Annotated in this window: 14 protein-coding genes; 10 read left to right on the plus strand and 4 right to left on the minus strand. The window is 42.9% G+C overall.

The genetic code is table 11. The features are described from left to right. The first annotated feature begins 172 nt into the window (after nt 1-172). The 5 genes from EPB74_RS10375 (at nt 173) to EPB74_RS10395 (ending at nt 6291) form a co-directional block, all read left to right on the plus strand. On the plus strand, nt 173-2125 hold the full coding sequence (locus EPB74_RS10375) for a DUF294 nucleotidyltransferase-like domain-containing protein (RefSeq protein ID WP_274904076.1): 1953 nt from the start codon (nt 173-175) through the stop codon (nt 2123-2125). A gap of 32 nt (nt 2126-2157) precedes the next feature. Beyond that, on the plus strand, nt 2158-2763 hold the full coding sequence (locus tag EPB74_RS10380; protein ID WP_274904077.1) for a 3'-5' exonuclease: 606 nt from the start codon (nt 2158-2160) through the stop codon (nt 2761-2763). A 240-nt stretch (nt 2764-3003) separates the two neighbouring features. Next, on the plus strand, nt 3004-4971 hold the full coding sequence (gene dacB, locus EPB74_RS10385) for a D-alanyl-D-alanine carboxypeptidase/D-alanyl-D-alanine endopeptidase (RefSeq protein WP_274904078.1): 1968 nt from the start codon (nt 3004-3006) through the stop codon (nt 4969-4971). Nucleotides 4972-5089: 118 nt separating this feature from the next. Then, nucleotides 5090-5605 (plus strand): ABZJ_00895 family protein, encoded by a 516-nt coding sequence (locus EPB74_RS10390; RefSeq protein ID WP_274904079.1) that lies wholly within the window; start codon nt 5090-5092, stop codon nt 5603-5605. A gap of 137 nt (nt 5606-5742) precedes the next feature. After that, complete coding sequence (locus EPB74_RS10395) at nt 5743-6291, plus strand: DUF421 domain-containing protein (RefSeq protein ID WP_089555085.1); 549 nt, start codon at nt 5743-5745, stop codon at nt 6289-6291. Between the two features lie 229 nt (nt 6292-6520). Here the strand turns inward: EPB74_RS10395 and EPB74_RS10400 are convergent, their stop codons facing one another. Beyond that, nucleotides 6521-6967 (minus strand): DUF2147 domain-containing protein, encoded by a 447-nt coding sequence (locus EPB74_RS10400; protein ID WP_274904080.1) that lies wholly within the window; start codon nt 6965-6967, stop codon nt 6521-6523. A gap of 303 nt (nt 6968-7270) precedes the next feature. Here EPB74_RS10400 and rlmH point away from each other — a divergent pair, with 303 nt between their 5' ends. Both rlmH and EPB74_RS10410 read left to right on the plus strand, forming a co-directional pair. Continuing rightward, the gene (rlmH, locus tag EPB74_RS10405; RefSeq protein WP_079690925.1) at nt 7271-7759 is read left to right on the plus strand and encodes a 23S rRNA (pseudouridine(1915)-N(3))-methyltransferase RlmH; all 489 of its coding nucleotides are present in this window, start codon (nt 7271-7273) and stop codon (nt 7757-7759) included. An 85-nt stretch (nt 7760-7844) separates the two neighbouring features. Beyond that, nucleotides 7845-8759, plus strand: a complete 915-nt coding sequence (locus tag EPB74_RS10410) for a DODA-type extradiol aromatic ring-opening family dioxygenase (protein WP_274904081.1) — start codon at nt 7845-7847, stop codon at nt 8757-8759. 66 nt (nt 8760-8825) lie between these two features. Here EPB74_RS10410 and EPB74_RS10415 read toward each other — a convergent pair whose 3' ends face one another. Together EPB74_RS10415 and EPB74_RS10420 are read right to left on the minus strand one after the other, a co-directional pair. Next, nucleotides 8826-10319 carry an amidase gene (locus EPB74_RS10415; RefSeq protein ID WP_274904082.1) on the minus strand — a complete coding sequence of 498 codons (1494 nt, stop codon included), beginning with the start codon at nt 10317-10319 and terminating at the stop codon, nt 8826-8828. Between the two features lie 258 nt (nt 10320-10577). Next, nucleotides 10578-13964 (minus strand): DNA translocase FtsK, encoded by a 3387-nt coding sequence (locus tag EPB74_RS10420; RefSeq protein ID WP_274904083.1) that lies wholly within the window; start codon nt 13962-13964, stop codon nt 10578-10580. Between the two features lie 711 nt (nt 13965-14675). On the opposite strand from EPB74_RS10420, the gene trxB reads away from it, so the two are divergent. The 3 genes from trxB to EPB74_RS10435 all read left to right on the plus strand — a co-directional run bounded on the left by trxB (nt 14676) and on the right by EPB74_RS10435 (nt 17082). Beyond that, nucleotides 14676-15698: a thioredoxin-disulfide reductase gene (gene trxB / locus EPB74_RS10425; protein WP_274904084.1), complete on the plus strand. Its 1023-nt coding sequence runs from the start codon at nt 14676-14678 to the stop codon at nt 15696-15698. Nucleotides 15699-15755: 57 nt separating this feature from the next. Next, nucleotides 15756-16553 carry a leucyl/phenylalanyl-tRNA--protein transferase gene (gene aat, locus EPB74_RS10430; protein WP_274904091.1) on the plus strand — a complete coding sequence of 266 codons (798 nt, stop codon included), beginning with the start codon at nt 15756-15758 and terminating at the stop codon, nt 16551-16553. A 94-nt stretch (nt 16554-16647) separates the two neighbouring features. After that, on the plus strand, nt 16648-17082 hold the full coding sequence (locus EPB74_RS10435; protein WP_079690920.1) for a MerR family transcriptional regulator: 435 nt from the start codon (nt 16648-16650) through the stop codon (nt 17080-17082). 66 nt (nt 17083-17148) lie between these two features. On the opposite strand, the gene rimI is transcribed toward EPB74_RS10435, so the two are convergent. Next, nucleotides 17149-17625 (minus strand): ribosomal protein S18-alanine N-acetyltransferase, encoded by a 477-nt coding sequence (rimI, locus tag EPB74_RS10440; protein ID WP_274904085.1) that lies wholly within the window; start codon nt 17623-17625, stop codon nt 17149-17151. Between the last annotated feature and the right edge of the window lie 240 nt (nt 17626-17865).

Here is a 17865-nt window from a genome sequence, read left to right on the forward strand (position 1 = left end):
TCTTAAAAAGCTACTATAATCTCAAAAAGCCGTCAATAACCACAATATTTTTATGGTTATTGACGGCTTTCTCCTAAACAATGTTATAGTAAAAATATATCGCCACTATTCTTTATACTAACTTATCATTCGTAATATACCTTTCACTGAACGTGCCATCAAGGATGATGCCATGCCCCATCTTGATTTTACCCAGCCGCCATTTGATGTGTTAAGCGCTGGTGAACGCCAAAGTATTAAAAAAAATACCCAAGTTCGTTATCTTGCCAAAGACGAAGTCTTGCCGGCAGACGATTTGCAGTACTTTTATGTGGTACTCAAAGGACAGATCGAGCAACTGCTTAATGGTGATTTTTTTGCCGCTTATTTAGGCAGCAATCATACCGATCATCTCAATAGCAATGATTGGTTTGATAGTCGTCGCCTGCCAGAATCGCTCATAGAAGAGAGTCTACAAAAAGGTAGTATTCAGCAAGGCAGCAGTTCAGCGATAACCCCCTATCAATTTCGTGCGACTGAAGACACTCTGTTGCTGCAAATTAATGGATCGACCATTGATAAAATCAGTGCGCAAAACCATCTGGTACGCCAATTGTTATCAGAAAATTTACCAGAACGATTGAAGGCTTTGCAGCAGCGACGTAGCGGGCAGAATCTAGATACTGAGAGTTATAACGACCAACAAGAAGTGCAGCAAATCATGCTGCAACCGGTAATCGATGTCGCTTTATTGCCGGTACATATTGTTGATGCAGATAACAGCATATTTCAAGCGGCACGCATCATGACTGAGGCTGGACTTAAGCATGTTCTGGTACGACCATCAGGGCATTTAGAAGATAAAAATAGCTCTGATCGTACGCTGGGAATTCTAACCGATACCGATATCTGCCGCGCCGTTAGCGACCAGCAAAATCCTGCTACCACCCTTTGTCAACGTTATGCGAGTTTCAACCTGCGCACCATCGATTTCGATGATGAGATTGGCGATGCGCTATTGACCATGACTCGCTACCGTATTCATAGGCTGCCGGTGATTGACGCCAATGGCCAAGTCGTAGGCGTACTCGGACAAAGCGATATGCTCGCTCATATTGGTCATCATTCACAGCTGATCAGTATTCAGATTGAACAGGCAACAGATTTACCCAGCTTAGATACGGCTGTCGAGCTCATCGGGCGCTATATTCGTGCACAGCATCAAAACGGTATAAAAATGGGTAATATTAGCCGTATGGTACAGACGCTCAATGCGCAGGTTTTTACCAAGCTTTGGCAACTTATCGTCCCTGATGAAGTGATGGCTAATACCTGCGTTATCGTCATGGGCTCAGAAGGTCGCGGTGAGCAAATCATGCGTACGGATCAAGATAATGCTCTCATCATTCGTGACGGCTTTACTCATCCTGAGTTGGCACAGTTTGCCGATACCTTTAACCAGCAGTTAGCAAACCTTGGTTATCCGTTGTGTAATGGCAATATTATGATGACCAACCCAATCTGGCGTCAGCCGCTAAAGCAGTTTGAAGCCCAGATTAGTTTATGGTTTAGAAACACCGATCCGAAGCACAGTATTTATTTATCGGCTATATTTGATGGTGAATACGTCTGCGGCGATGAGTCACTACTCACTCATGTCCGTCAACACTTAAAAATAGCCCATCGTCAGTCAGATGCGATGTTTGTGCGTCAGTTCGCCCGTGCAGCGCTGCAATTTGGCGATGTCAGTCAGTGGTGGCAAAAGTTTGTGCCGCTACTGGGCGGTAAATCTAGCTCTTATGATATTGACCTTAAAAAAGCCGGTATTTTTCCACTGGTGCATGGTATTCGTACCTTAGCATTAGAAAATGATATTTTTGACGCCCCTAGTAGCAAAGGGCGCCTTAAAGCGTTGGTACAAGCTCGAGCCTTAAATCAAGAACGAGCGGATACCTTGCTTGAGGCGTTAGAGTTCTTTATGGCGCAGCGTTTATCGGTCGCGCTGTCGACAGATGATAAACATGCTCATGAAGTTGACCCAACAACATTAACCGCACTTGAGCGTGATTTATTAAAAGAGTGTTTGGCGGTGGTCAAAAGTTTTAAAGGTCAATTGAGTCGCCATTATCAGCTTGAATTTGGTTAGGGCAGATTGGCTAGCGTTGGAGATAAAATGATATGAGTTGGCTAAAACAGTTATCGTCTTCTTGGCAAAAAAATCAGCTACAGCGCCCTGAGCTGGCATCGATGTTTACTAAACCTATGGCTGGACAATGGGTAGCGATTGACTGTGAGATGACCGGACTCAATCCAAAAAAACATCACCTATTGTCTGTTGCAGCCATTCATATCAATGGTGATACGATCGACACCGGTAATGGTCTACATTTGGTTTGCAAGCCACCTGTAATGCCTGATCGCGATACCATTATTATTCATGGTTTGCGCACCGCTGATGTTGAGCATGGAATGAGCTACGATGAAATGCTAGCGTTACTGCTACCTTTTATTGATAATCGACCTATAGTAGGGTTTTGCCCGCAGATAGATACGGGGTTTTTAAATCCTTTGGTAAAACACTATATGGGTACTCATTTGCCAAATGAAGTGATTGATGTCCGTCAGCTATATAGTCGACGTATGGTTGGTAGTACCCAAAGCATCCCCGGTCAGTCGCAGCATTTGACCAATATCTTAGCGCACTACGATATTCCTGAGCTTGGCACTCATGATGCTTATAATGATGCCATCATGACAGCGATGGCGTTTATGCATGTGCGCTAACTTTGACTATTTTGATAAAATAGTACGATAAAATCATGCTTTCAACCATACCCTACATCTACGAATCTGCATCTACGCGAAAATAGCAACTCATGTTACCATAGGTTGTTTTTGCCACCTGATGATAGACTGCTCATGCTTCCCACATTTAAACTTATTAAACACCCTACAAGCCACGCCAAACTGACAGTTAATAGTCAATATTTAAAACGATCAAATCAAATTACCAAACGCTTATCAATGCTCGTTTTATTTGCCACTCCTATTGTAGCGCCAATACACGTGCAAGCCGCATTACCAGAAGCAATCGAGACGGCGCTAGCGCGAGCTGATTTGACCGCAGCGGATATCAGTATCGTTATCACACCAGTGGGAGATAAAAACGCCAGTCGATTACCCTCTCCTATTAAAGTCATTGATAGCGGTAATATTGATAGCAAAAATATTAACACCACCAAAATCAATAGTAACTCAAAGCCCGCAAGCACGAATAATGCAAATACTGACTCTAACAGTATTAATAAACAAGCGACGCAAAATAATAATGGTAATAGACCAGTCGCAAGCCATCAAAGCGCCTTGGTGACCATCGAGAAGCGAACGATTACACAATACGAAAAACAACTAAATGCTTATACCGATGATCCTTATACCTATCAAAGTTTAGAGAGCAGCCCATCACTATTGCCAGATGGAGCATCAACGCCTGCTAACCATAGCAATAGAAACGATAATAGAAATGAAAGCAACAGCGACAGCGACAGCGACAGCGACAGTAGTAATAAAAATAAGCAGGTTATAACCAACACTTCAATAAAAATCTCGTTTTCACCGTTACTCAATCATCAGCCCGATATCGCGCGTACACCCGCCAGCACAATGAAACTCGTCCCTAGCTTTATTGCGTTAGATACCTTGGGCGCTGACTTTGTCTGGCATACACGTGTCTATCACACAGGCATCATTATCGGTGACCAGCTATATGGCGACTTGATTATTCAAGGTAGCGGCGACCCAAAAATGACTCATGAGCGTTTGCAACAATTGCTCTATAAAGTACAAACGTCAGGTATTCGCCATATTAACGGCGATATTATCATTGATAGCACCATTTTTAAAAATGTCAGTAAAGACCCTGCTGCCTTTGATAATGCACCTCTGCGCCCTTATAATGCCAGCCCTGATGGTTTTTTGGTAAACTTTAGTAGTATAGGTATCCAAAGCTATCCGCTAAATAACAGCCAAGCACAGCTGACCTATACGCCGCAATTAGCAAACTATCAATTGCCCAATATGATAAATATACGCGCAGCTGCCTGTGGTCAAGCCCGCTATAGTCTCGCACCGCAGTGGCAACCGACACAGCTGACGCTAAATGCCAGTTTACCGGACAGCTGTGGCGAACATGCCTTTTATGTCGCTTACCCTGATGCCAAAGATTTTGCAGCGCGCGTCATCGCAGCCAAATGGCAAGCGCTAGGTAATACGCTAAGTGGAAAAGTCATCAGCCAAGAAACCCCTTATGATGTGAATAAAAAGCCTAAATCACTGCGCGGTCTGGCAGCTATAGCTATGTCACCGTTGCCAATTGTCAGCTACCCATCGTTAAACTTGACGCAGCAAATTTATGATATCAATCACTTCTCTAATAATGTGATGACTGAACAAGTGGCGCTATCTATAGCGGCTTATAATAAATCTAGTAATAATGAAACAATTAATGAGACCAGTAATAATCAGCAAACCAGTTTATACCAGTTTGGTAAGCCTACTACTACGAGCTATCCTGCTGCCTTGCAGACCATAAACCAATGGTGGCAAACCCATCTGACCACACCGCCGCCACATCTAACCAATGGTTCAGGACTCTGCCGCGACTGCACGATCAGCGCCGCTAATTTAAGCGAGCTATTGACCTACGCTTACAGCCATCCAAACTTTGATGCCTACGTCAGCTCATTAGGTATCGCTGGGGTCAGCGGTACTATTACCGCTCATAGCGAACGCTTACCTGATTCACAAGCCATTGGTCGATCTTGGATAAAAACGGGTACCTTGAATAATGTCACTTCGATGGCAGGCTATGTCAAAGGGCTGTCCGGACAAGATTATGTGGTGGTTGGACTGATCAATAGCGAACAGGCGCTAAATGCTTATACCGCAAGACCGGTTTTAGATGCGATGCTTGATTGGACGGCGCAGCATTGATCGTTTTTTATTATAGTCAATATACTTTATAAGCAAGACAATGCTGCTGGGATAAATCTTTTGCAGCTTTTATCGCGCTTTTATCAAAACGACGCTCTCCCCTTTATAAGGTCATCTTATGTCACGCAAATCGCCGCTACTTAGTAAGTCCACTACTCAATCAGGACGTCATGGATTGCCGCCAAGCGCAAAACTTACTCAACCTAAACTGACACCCTATGTTGGATTCTTTGCCGTTGGTTATATTCTTGCCAGTGCGCTATTTATGATTATTCAAACCAAGTTTCCCCTAAACGCGCAAATGGTAACCGTACTATCTATCATTATGGGCGCTTATATTGCGGTGCAGAAATTTATCAAGCATCAACAGCGCGCACTGGATAGCAGTGAAATCAATCACTTAATGTTCGGTGGGGTAGCTGTGGTTTGGCTGCTCACTGTCGTTTATTTCTTAGGTATCTGGTTCTTTTTATTTGATGCAGTGAGCCGTGAGGTGCTACTCGATATGAGCATGCAACAGCCGCTACCGCTGCTTTCTGCATTAATCATGATATTGGTACTTAGTTTAGTGAGCGCACGCATCAGTATTTGGGCCCTCAATCGTCTACTCGATCCTAATCGCAAAGCCAGTTAAGTGTTTATTGCTATTAAATGATGATTGAACGCTTTAACGTCATCGACAAGCGACTACAAAGTTTCTGCCCTATTCATACGTAAATTCCGTTACGCTGTCTTTAGGACGATTAACTTTAATTAGTAGGAGCTAAGACCATGGACACACTTTTTTTTGACAATATCGATAAGCTTGGACGTATTGTTCTGACTACGGTCATGGTTTATATTTTGATTGTGGTCGCCACCAAAATCTCCGGCAAACGCTCTACCTCACAGCTCAATAATTTTGATTGGATTGTCACCGTGATGATTGGCTCATTGAGCGCCAGCACTATTTTGCTCAAAGACATCCCTTTTATCGAAGGTATGTCTTCTATTGTAGTGCTATATTTATTACAATTTTTGGTTACCAAATACGCTTCTATTTCACCGCAATTTAGCAGTTTTATTTTATCTGAGCCGCGCATTGTTTTTTATCAAGGGCAGTTTTTGCCCGATGCGATGCGTGCCGAGCGTCTGACTCGACAAGAGATTGAATGTGCCATGCGTTCTGAAGGTATTCACCGTTTCGATGATGTCGAGGCCGTTGTTTTTGAATCGGACGCCAAACTCACCATCATTCCAAAACCTACTTTGTCTGATAATAGCGATAATCCTCAGTGGGAAGATGGCGCGGTATCAGAGACAATTGCGCCACTTATGTAATGTCGCTACTAAAAAGCGTTACTAATAAAAAACTTGAGCAATAAAAAACCTTAAATATACCAATAAATGTGCAAAAATTAAAAAGGATAGCCAATATATATTAGCTATCCTTTTACTTTTGACACTTTTTCCTAAATGCTTTTTCTGTCGTTATTCTTGCTTCAATAGGTTTTTTTTAAGTAAAAACAACCAGAGCTGCTATCAATAAATGATAGGATTAACGGCAAATTTACTTAATACGCTGCCACGTTTGCGAGCGACCAAAGACTGGTGAACCGACATAGCCTCGTAATTTCATGCTTTGACCATTATCACTCAATGTAAGCTTTCCAGAATAGGTTTTTCCTGACTCAGGATCGACCAGTTTGCCATTACTCCATTGATTATTACCATCAGCTTTTAAGCCTGACAATATTTGTAATCCTTCAATAGGCTTGTTCTTTAGGCTACCGGGACACTTAGTGCAAACGGCGTCAGCATTTTGTTTATTGAGGACTTTGATAATTTTTCCTGACACTTTACCACTGTTTTCAGTGAGCTGAATAACGGCCTTTTTTTCACCGGTTTTATCGTCGATAGTTTGCCACTGTGTGCCATTTAAAGAAGCAGCAAAAACAGAGGTAGATAGCAGTGCACCGGCACTCAGGGTAAGTAAACTTGATATAGTACGATTCATGAACGACTCCTTTCGCTTAAAAAATGTTTCAAGCTAGCTTTTGGTTTATTATAAAGACATCATACTGTTGTTCCTTATCTCCTTAAGAAATACCTCACTTTCTTGAACTCTTTTTAAGCAAGTAATCTTTAAGAGAACAACTTTTAGAAAGGCAATTTTTAATAAAATAGAAATTAAAGAACAACTGTTTGTCGAATGCTAGTAAAGCACAAAATCTGGCTTTGTAAAAGGTTTGTTTGTTACATTACCTTAAGCGCAGAGTTTTTTTGTTACAATTAATCATCTATTGAAATGGTACGCACTATGAAAGTAAGAATATTGACCGTTGGTAATAAAATGCCAAAATGGGTACAAACTGGTTTTGATGAATACTACAAACGTATCCAGCCGATGCTCAGTACAGAAATTGTTGAAATTGCTGCGGCAAAACGCGCTAAAAACCCTTCGGATGCCAATTTAGCTCAATACCGTGAGCAAGAAGGTCTGGCAATATTAGCCGCTCATGCTGCTGGAGGACGTGAGCAATTATGGGTATTGGATGTGAAAGGTAAAATGCTTTCCACCGAAGATTTGGCAGATAAACTGGCTGATGGCATGCAGCAAGGTGATGATATTGCCTTGGTCATCGGTGGTGCCGACGGTGTATCACCAGAGGTATTAGCAAAAGCAGATGTGAAATGGTCATTATCAGCGCTTACGCTACCGCATCCACTAGTACGGGTTGTGCTCATGGAGCAGCTATATCGAGCGATGAGTATCAATCATAATCATCCTTATCACCGTGGTAATTAGAACCAATTACCTGATATAAAACCATCATTATTAATCACAATGATCAATAGATTGAAAACTGGGCGCGTGCCCTAATAAATGCAACATGAGATATCCTAAACCTGCAACACCTAATGCCCAAAGTGCCAATCAGCAACGCGATGACAGTCGTGACGATTTGTCTACGCCACTAATATCGACGCCAATCACAGCGGCGGCGGCTTGGCCAGATGCGCCGACTATATCGAGTGCAGCGAAACGACCGAAACTACCTGCGCTATTTATCTCGCATGGTGCTCCGACGCTGGCTATCGAGCAATCAGCCACGACAAGCGCGCTGGCACGTATAGGACAAAACCTACCTAAGCCCCGCGCTATCGTCATTATGTCTGCGCATTGGCAATCGGCCAAACTTGAAATCAGTAGTAATCCGCAGCCAAAGACTTGGCATGACTTTTCAGGCTTTACCCCTGAGCTGTATGAGCTTCAATATCCTGCTGCTGGTCATCCAGCGCTTGCCGAGACGCTGGCGCAGCAACTGAGCGCGCGCGGTATTGTTTGTCGGGTTAATCCCTTGCGTGTCAGCGACCATGGCGTATGGGCGCCACTTTTACACCTGTATCCGCAGGCCGATATTCCTATCGTACAAATATCCTTGCCACACTATTATGACAGTATCGCCTGCTATCAATTGGGCGCACAACTGGCACAGCTGCGCCATGAGCAAATCCTGATTATTGGCTCAGGGAATATTACGCATAATTTGCAAACACTACGCTGGCAAGCAGATAGTATCGACCAAACGGCAAAAGACTTTAAAGTCTGGTTACTACAACAACTAAAAACAGACATTCCTAGCGCTCTGGACTGGCAGCAATACCCTGACTACAAGGATATACATCCAAGCGATGAGCATCTACTGCCACTATTTTTTGCTTTAGGTGCTGGTCAGCGCGTCTCTGTCGTCCACCAAAGTATGGCGCACCATAGTTTAGGCATGGATATCTATCGCTTTGATTAAAACAATTGAATCAAAGCAAAAGCAATAGATATAAAGCGTCAGACAGATATAGACAGGCATATAAAACTACATCTCAAAAGCAAGTTTGGTAAATAAACCGGCGCGCTCCATCTCTCCAGCGACACTCAATAACGTCGTTTCATCATTCATGCGCCCAATCAGCTGCATACCAATCGGTAGGCCTTTTTTGCTCATTCCGACGGGCAATGACATAGCCGGTAGTCCAGTAATATTACCTAATAAAGTAAAGCCCATTTTTCCTAGTACTGGCGAGCTTAACTTTTCAATCATTCCCGAGCTAAAGGCATATTTACCCATATCAATGCCTTTGTTTAGCAAACCAGCGCTACGCATAAGCATCTCATCCATCCGACTTGGTGGTAGTACGCCATGTTTCACTGCCGGTGTCGGGACGGTTGGGCACAAAATCATATCGTAGGTCTCTAATAACAGACCGGTTTGATATTGGCTATCATGCCAGCCATGCTTAGCGTGAGCCAAATCAACGGCAGATAATGAACGTCCAAGCATCGCCATATTATACGTTTGCGGCTCAAGATTTTGTATGTGCTGTGCACCATGGCAACGCTCGATATTATCGATGGTAAAAGCAGTATGCGCGCAGACTACCACTAAAAAATCATGCCAAAACTGTTCAATATTAATATTAGGTTCAGCAGGCACCACACGATGCCCCATGGCTTCCAGTTGTTTAGCCGTCTGCTCTAATACGGCAAGTACTTCTTTATCAACCACAGTGTTAGCGACCAACGGCTGTTGATGCAAGGCGATGGTTAATTGCCTTGGCGCGCGCATTGCGGCCTCTAGAAAGGTGCTATCTGGTGGCGCAATAATATAAGGCGCACCGATCTCTGCACCGCTAGTAGCGTCAAGCATGGCGGCACTATCGCGCACGCTACGCGTAATCACATGATCTGCCACTGCCCCTTCCCAGCCTTCGCCAAATAAGGGACCCATTGGGTTGCGACCACGACTGGGTTTAAGTCCAAAGGTACCACACCACGCCGCAGGAAAACGAATAGAGCCACCACCATCACCAGCGCCTGCCATCGGTACGATACCGCTTGCCACTGCCGCCGCACTACCACCCGATGAACCACCAGAGCTATAACCTTTCTTAAAAGGGTTGTGCGTCACGCCATGCGCTTTTGGTTCAGTAGTGATAATCAAGCCAAATTCTGGGGTATTGGTTTTACCAAAAGTGTTCACACCCGTGGCTTTCATACGCTTGACGATTTCGTTATCGCTTTTTGATATGATATTGACACTACGGCTGCCCATGGTGAGAGGTTCATCGGCGAAGCTAAAAGATAAGTCTTTTAATAAATAAGGGACGCCGTTAAATACACCGGCTGGCAGTCCTGCCTGCGCTGCATCATAAGCACGCTCGTCAAAACGATGAATAATAGCGTTTAATTTGGGATCGAGCTGGTTGGCTTGATCGACCGCCGCATCAAGCAACTCTTTAGCGCTGACTTCCCCTGCATTGACTAAGGCTGCTAGCGCTAACGCATCGTATTGGGTGTATTCTTTAAACATAACTGACCTTCCTTGGAGAGTGATTGAATTAAGGTTTATTTTTTAAATCTTATGCTTATCTGTCTCATAATCAATCACCAGTTTAGTATAAAAAATCATTGCTTATAATGGATAAACAAACTGATTGGTCATTTGAAAGTCCAACTCTTATTGATTAGTGGATGTAATCGTAAATGACTACATATATTCCAATAATAAAAAAGCGAGCTACTTTACTTAGTAACTCGCTTTTTTATCATTGAATTAAGCTTTATATTTTTACATTAGTAGCTCACGTTTACCACTTTTACCCATTGAGCTGACCAGTCCAGCATCCTCCATTGAATCTACAATTCGTGCGGCACGGTTGTAACCAATGCTGAATTTACGCTGGATACTAGAAGCAGAAACTTTACGTGTCTCCATAATAAAACCAACGGCTTCATTATAAAGATCATCGTCTTCACCAGAGGCGCTGGCACTACTGCCGCCACCGGGACTAGACAACTCAAAATTGCCAGCCATATTATCAATATAATCAGGTGCACCGCGCTCACGCCATGCATCACAGACACTATTGACCTCTTCATCGCTGACATAGGCACCATGGACACGATCCGGTTCAATCTGTCCGGGCCCTAAGAACAACATATCACCATTACCAAGCATATCTTCTGCGCCACCACTATCCAAAATAGTGCGCGAATCCACTTTTGAGTTCACGCGTAGCGCCGCTCGTACTGGAATATTGGCTTTAATCAAACCGGTAATCACATCAACCGATGGACGCTGAGTCGCAAGGATTAAGTGAATCCCTGCTGCCCGCGACTTTTGCGCCAAGCGTGTAATTAATTCTTCCGCCTGCTTACCAACCTGCATAATCATATCAGCAAACTCATCGGCAACGATCACAATCATCGGTAATGTTTTAAGCTTAGGTGCTTGACTAATACTCACGCTGTCATTGGGTCGCCATAATGGGTCAAGCATGGGATTACCTGATTTTTCAGCAGCGATAACTTTTTTGTTAAACTCATTCAGCTTACGGACTTTTAATAAACTCATCAGCTGATAACGGCGTTCCATTTCTGCGACGCACCATGACAAAGCGCTGGCAGCTTCGGTCATATCGGTAACGACTGGCGTCAGCAAATGCGGAATATCATTATAGTTGGCAAGCTCAAGTTGCTTAGGATCGATAAGAATCATCCGCAGCTCATTCGGCGTATATTTAAGCAGCATCGATAGTAACATGGCGTTGACCAAGACTGATTTACCAGAGCCTGTCGTACCAGCAACCAACATATGGGGCGCTCGTGCAAGATCAGTAATAATAGCTTTACCGCCAATATCTTTACCCATCGCCATACTAATTTGTGCTTTAGGATCTTTAAATTTTTCGGTATCTAATAGCTCAATCAAGCGCACCATTTCGCGCTGTTTATTGGGCACTTCAATGCCAATATAGGGTTTACCGGGAATCACTTCGACGACACGTAAGGATGCCATTGATAATGAACGCGCCAAATCGCGTGAAATTCCCGTGACCTTGCTGGCTTTTATCCCAGGAGCTAGGTCTACTTCAAAGCGTGTCACCACTGGGCCTGGAATCGCATTGACGACGTTTGCTTTTACATTAAACTCTTGTAACTTAATCTCCAAAAGCTCTGATAATTGTTCAAGCTCAGCAAGCGTATAGCTTGGCTGACGATTGGGATCTGGCTTATCTAAAATAGACATCTCTGGAATCGGTGACAGACTGCTACGATAAGCAGCCGTTTGCATCGATCGTGATTTTTGGCTGAACGCAATATCATCACTAATATGCGGCATAACGGGCGCATTACTATCTTCAACGCTATCGTCTTCCGGCATCATATCGGTAATATGATTGCTGCTATCGCCTTCTGGCACCGCAAAGCTTACCGTTGGCTCCGTAGCTGTTGTCAGCTGATTATCTGGCTTGATATTGAGCTTGATATCTGGCATTGAAGCGCTAGTTTCTACCGTAGGAGGTAACTTAGGGTTAGCAGGCGGGGTATTGGTTGGCTTCATATCAGTGGTTTCGAAAGCTGGCGCAATCACATTTACCACTTTTGACGCACTGGCCATGCCAGCTATAGAAGAAGAGTCCAAGTCATTTGAGAACTCAGGTTTTTCAACAGACCATTCATTAGAAAAGTCATCAGTAGGTTTATTAACTGAGTCATTCACTAAATTATCAGATACCTCTACAGTAGGCGCAAATACCGTCTCTAATATTGGCGCTTCTTCCTCTTTACCTAGTTCGGTAGCTGAAGGCACTGCTGCATGTTCTGCTAACCATGCATCCACTAAGGTGTCGACAGTGGGCGCTGTAGCAGCTGCATCAGAAATATTATTATCCGTATGATGTTCGGCATTTAATAATGGATTGACTTGTGATTCGTTAGGCAACTGAACACTCTCTTGATTGGTATCAAAAGCAGGTTGAGTAGACGATATATTTGTCGTTGAAGGTTCTTTGTTATCCGCTTCTGTATTAGAAGTATCTATATCTGAGCTGGTAAAAAAGTCAGCGGCAGACTCGTCTGAACGTGGCGCGTTTATCGTAGCAGAATCATAAGGTATCGTATCCTGCCCCATATTCATCTCATTCGCCAACAAATCATCAACCGTATTGGCATCGTTCCATGCAAAACTCGGTTCAACTTTTCTTACCGGTGTTATTGGAGCATTTGCAACAGGCGTCGATGCTTGATTGATATTAGAGATGGTGGCATTACTAGGCATGGTGGCAGCCGTTTGTAATTGCTCATCCCGTCTTGCACTATCACTTGCTGCTTGTGCCGCTGCTATCATAGAGGCTTTTACGCCAGCACCCAGTCCTGAAGTCGATAAAAAATCTGTCAAAACGTTACTGAAACGACCACTTCTACTTCCATTTTCCCTATTACCAGCGTGGTCAGCCGCTTGTAACTCAAGCGGTAATTGCTCATATTCTTGCTGGTTTTTTTCAGCCATCACAGTGTCATTAACATCCTGTTGGACAGCATCGGCTTCTTGTGATGTTTGACTATGATCAAACTCACTATCTTGGTTTCTGATACCAGAGCCAAGCCACGACCATGACTTGATTTTTTCATACATCGTCAGCCAATGGATATTAAAAGCAAACGTGGCCGTAATAATGACGAACACTGTCAAAAACGTCACACTCCCCCACTGCGATAACAGCTGAGCCAGCCGCGCTTGTAATTCAAGACCGATAATACCGCCAGCAACACCCTTGAGACCTGACGTCATGGGATCCGCTACCTGCTGCACCAAGGCAATCACTTGCGCAAATAAAGCGCTGGCACTTAATATTAAAAACACATAGGCAACCAAGCGTAGTAGCCAAAATGTTGGTTTGTTATCCCACCAAATCAGGATAGATTCATAAACCAAAAACGCCAACAACCACCACGCGCCAAAACCAAAAAAGCTGTAGAGCAAATCTGATAGCCAAGCACCCGTCTCGCCGCCCATATTATTAATCGCAGTCATATCACTACTGATGTGCGACCAGCTAGGATCATTACCCGTATAAGTCATTAAAATGACAAACAAGTAAACCGCTAGTATTGACCCAAGTAGGGTAAATATGCCCTTTTTTAAATAATCAATAAGTGGTGCTGATATCACGTAAGATCTGCCTTGTTGTTAATACTAAGTGGTCGCCAACTCATGATTAAGCTTAATCATGCTGACATAAATTCCTGATAAAGACTGCTACGATAGGTTACTACTGATGCGGCGTAATGATACGAAAACGGTATCTAAAATATTACCGTAAAATATTAAACGCGTTACTGTTTTTATTTTGTGCTCAGCATACAACTTCTTATAATAACAAATACATAGCTGCCGTGGCGACCGTCTTATAAATAAAGAGCATAAGAAAATCAATCTGGCATTAATTTAGTTAAAAATGCGGCTATTAAGAAAGACTGACTTTATTTTTGCAGTAAAACATAGTCAGAATACTTTAACAACGCTGCAGTACTGCTGGTATAAATTTTTTGTAGCCTCTGTCTGCGTAGGCACAGCAAGCAAGAAAAATTCATACTAGCAGTACGTGATATATCAATATTACTTTCCCATGACTATATTTGAATATAAACTCACTTTTTCCACTAAAATTTCAAGCGTCAGATGCTTTAGTTCTAATGATACCCATATTTGTTTTAGCAAACTTGCACTTTTTGCTCTTAGCCCTTATGTTATTATCACATAGCAACGATAAAAACCAGATACGTCGTCATTTTTACGCTTATCTTTTATAATACTTATAATATCTACTTATTATTTTAACGTTGAACCTTTTCACTTTTATTGCTCTAGCAAGGAAATCTTATGGCAACTGATAATACTGCTCCACGCCACGAAAAATTGATTATTTTAGGTTCAGGTCCTGCCGGCTATTCGGCAGCGGTCTATGCGGCGCGCGCCAATTTAAAGCCTGTTATGGTTACGGGCATGGAAGTGGGCGGACAGCTCACGACCACCACCGAAGTCGATAACTGGCCGGGTGATGCACATGATTTAACGGGTCCTGCGCTCATGGATCGTATGAAAGCCCATGCCGAACGCTTTGGTACTGAACTGGTTTATGACCATATTAATGAAGTTAATTTAAATGTACGCCCTTTTGAGCTGACTGGTAATAATGGCAACTACACTTGTGATGCATTAATTATTTCAACAGGCGCATCAGCACAGTATTTAGGTCTAGAGTCAGAAACTAAATTCCGTGGTCTTGGCGTTTCCGCTTGTGCAACTTGTGATGGCTTCTTTTATAAAGACCAAAAAGTGGCGGTTATCGGTGGTGGTAACACGGCTGTTGAAGAAGCGCTGTATTTATCAAATATCGCAGCTGAAGTCACTCTAGTACATCGCCGTGATAGCTTGCGCTCTGAGAAAATCCTTCAAGACAAACTGTTTGAAAAAGCTAAAAACGGCAATATCAAAATCGAGTGGAACCACAGCGTAAAAGAAGTGGTTGGTGATGACATGGGCGTTAATGGCGTTGTCATCGAATCTATGATCGATGGCAGCACTAAGCAACTGGATGTGTTCGGTATGTTTGTCGCTATTGGTCATAAGCCCAATACTGACTTATTTAAAGGTCAGTTAGAGATGAAAGATGGCTACCTTATTGTCAATAGTGGACTTAATGGCAATGCGACCCAAACCAGCATTGAAGGCGTCTTTGCCGCAGGTGACGTGGCAGATCATGTTTATCGTCAAGCGATTACTTCTGCGGGTACAGGCTGTATGGCAGCACTCGATGCTGAAAAGTATCTAGATGCAATAGGCGAAACGGTTGCTCGTGATCATACTTATGACTCTACGTTGACTGCAGACAAAGAAGCTTAAGTGAGCAACTCTTCTAAAGACGACGACCGCATTGATATTGATATCAATGCGGCTCATATGACGTCTGAGACCTTTGGTAAAAATATCAGAAGTCTTGGGCGTTATGACTTCCCAGATCCTGCTATGGTGGATCCTAATGGCATAGGTATTGTGGCTATTGGGGGAGATTTAGCACCTGAAACGCTGATTTCTGCTTACGCGCAAGGGTTATTTCCGTGGTTCAATGAAGACGAACCCATTGCTTGGTGGTGTCCTGAGCCACGATGTGTGATGGTGCCAGCTGACTATCAACCGAGCAAATCACTACACAAACAAGCGAACCGTGAGCGTTGGCAATTAACCCTTAATCATGCTTTCGATGAAGTGATATACGCCTGTAGTTTACCGCGTAGTAATGGCGTCAATGACGATCTTAATGAAAGTCAGCCTGAGGGCGAACATACTTGGATTCATAACGAGATGATTGAGGCTTATACTGAGCTGCACGCTCAAGGTTTTGCCCATAGCATTGAGGTTTGGGATGATAAAGGACAGCTAATTGGCGGTTTATATGGCTTAAAAATAGGCAGTATTTACTTTGGCGAGTCGATGTTTCATCGTGCCTCCAATGCATCAAAACTGGCATTTTGGGGCTTAATGCGCTTGTGTGATCAGAGTCATGTAGCGCTCGTCGATTGCCAATTACCCAATGAGCATCTGATGAGTTTAGGCGCAACTACTTTATCGCGCGCGAAATTTTTAATCCAATTAGATTCTTTAATAGCTAATGGTTCAAGCAGATGGCTCAAAGATTCTCATAAACCTTTACCAGTATCGCTACTTGATACCTTAAAGCCATGGCAATTAAGTGTCTAAATTGACTGGATAAGCATCATTATTATCGTTAAGTATCATCCACAATCATTATCTATATAATCAGCCACTTACATCTTATAACCATGAGTTTATTATGGCACCTGATACATCATTTTTATTAATAGGAAAGCTGGCGTCAAAAGCCAATACCACCAAAGATACGATTCGTCACTATGACCAATTAGGACTGCTGAAATCTCGTAAACGTCAGGCAGGTTCGCGGCTATATACTGAATTCCATCCAGAATGTGTTGAGCGCATTGAATTAATCAAAAGCGCGCAAGCTATTGGCTTTACGCTGACTGAAATAAAGGATAGCCTCAACGATTATTACGATGGGCAGCTCGATATTGACTTACAGTTGACCCTTACCCAGCAAAAATTGACTCAAATCAGAAAACAACAAGCTACCATCAGTTTGATGATAGAGATGTTGACCGAACGCATTGATATTCTCGAACATATGAAAGCAGACAGTGAATACAAGCTTGATATTGAAGTCTGTAAAAAGCAAACACCCTCACTTTAATGATATAAAATCTGATTAATATAGCGTTTTCGTTTTAATGCATTCGCTCAATGGTATTTGACGCCATTAACGATACATACGCTGCATGATTAAAGCATCTATCGCTGGCTGAGCTGTCATCTTATAATAGCCTTTGCGCCGATGAATAACTTCAAACCGTTGCTGCTCGTATAAAGCAATTGCAGGCGCATTATCTGCTCGCACCTCTAATAATAAACTCTCAACCTTCTCATTTTTTAAAATCCTATTTAATTTAGAAAATAGTTGTGAAGCAATGCTTTGACGTTGATAGTCAGGATGAGTGCCAATACGTAAAATTTCTGCTTGCTCAAACAATACTTGGTATAAGCAATAGCCAATCACTTCGTTTTTAGAAGTATGAATAACGACCATTAGACTGATACTATCTTGTTCGAGCAGATCGTTAAGTGTTTGATACGTCCATGGCTCTTGCAACTGGACAACCGCTTCGATAGCAGCGACATTTTTAATGGTTGCTATGCTTTCATCTAAGTCGGTTGTTAGTATTTCTATATTGAACATCAGCTCTCTTCTGTCTTTTTTTAAATTAAGATTGTTTTTCCTTCAGCTATAAACACTATAATCACAACCCTTTACTTTAGCTACAAACACCCACAAAAAAAGCCGCTCTCAACAAAGAGAACGGCTTTTAACTAACTACTTAACATAAACTAAGCATCAGATTGCTCTGATGTTTCAAATCTTAGTTCAATACAGTAGCAACAACACCAGCGCCTACAGTACGGCCGCCTTCACGAATAG

This window comes from Psychrobacter sp. DAB_AL62B, from assembly GCF_028895345.1.
Classification (GTDB): domain Bacteria; phylum Pseudomonadota; class Gammaproteobacteria; order Pseudomonadales; family Moraxellaceae; genus Psychrobacter.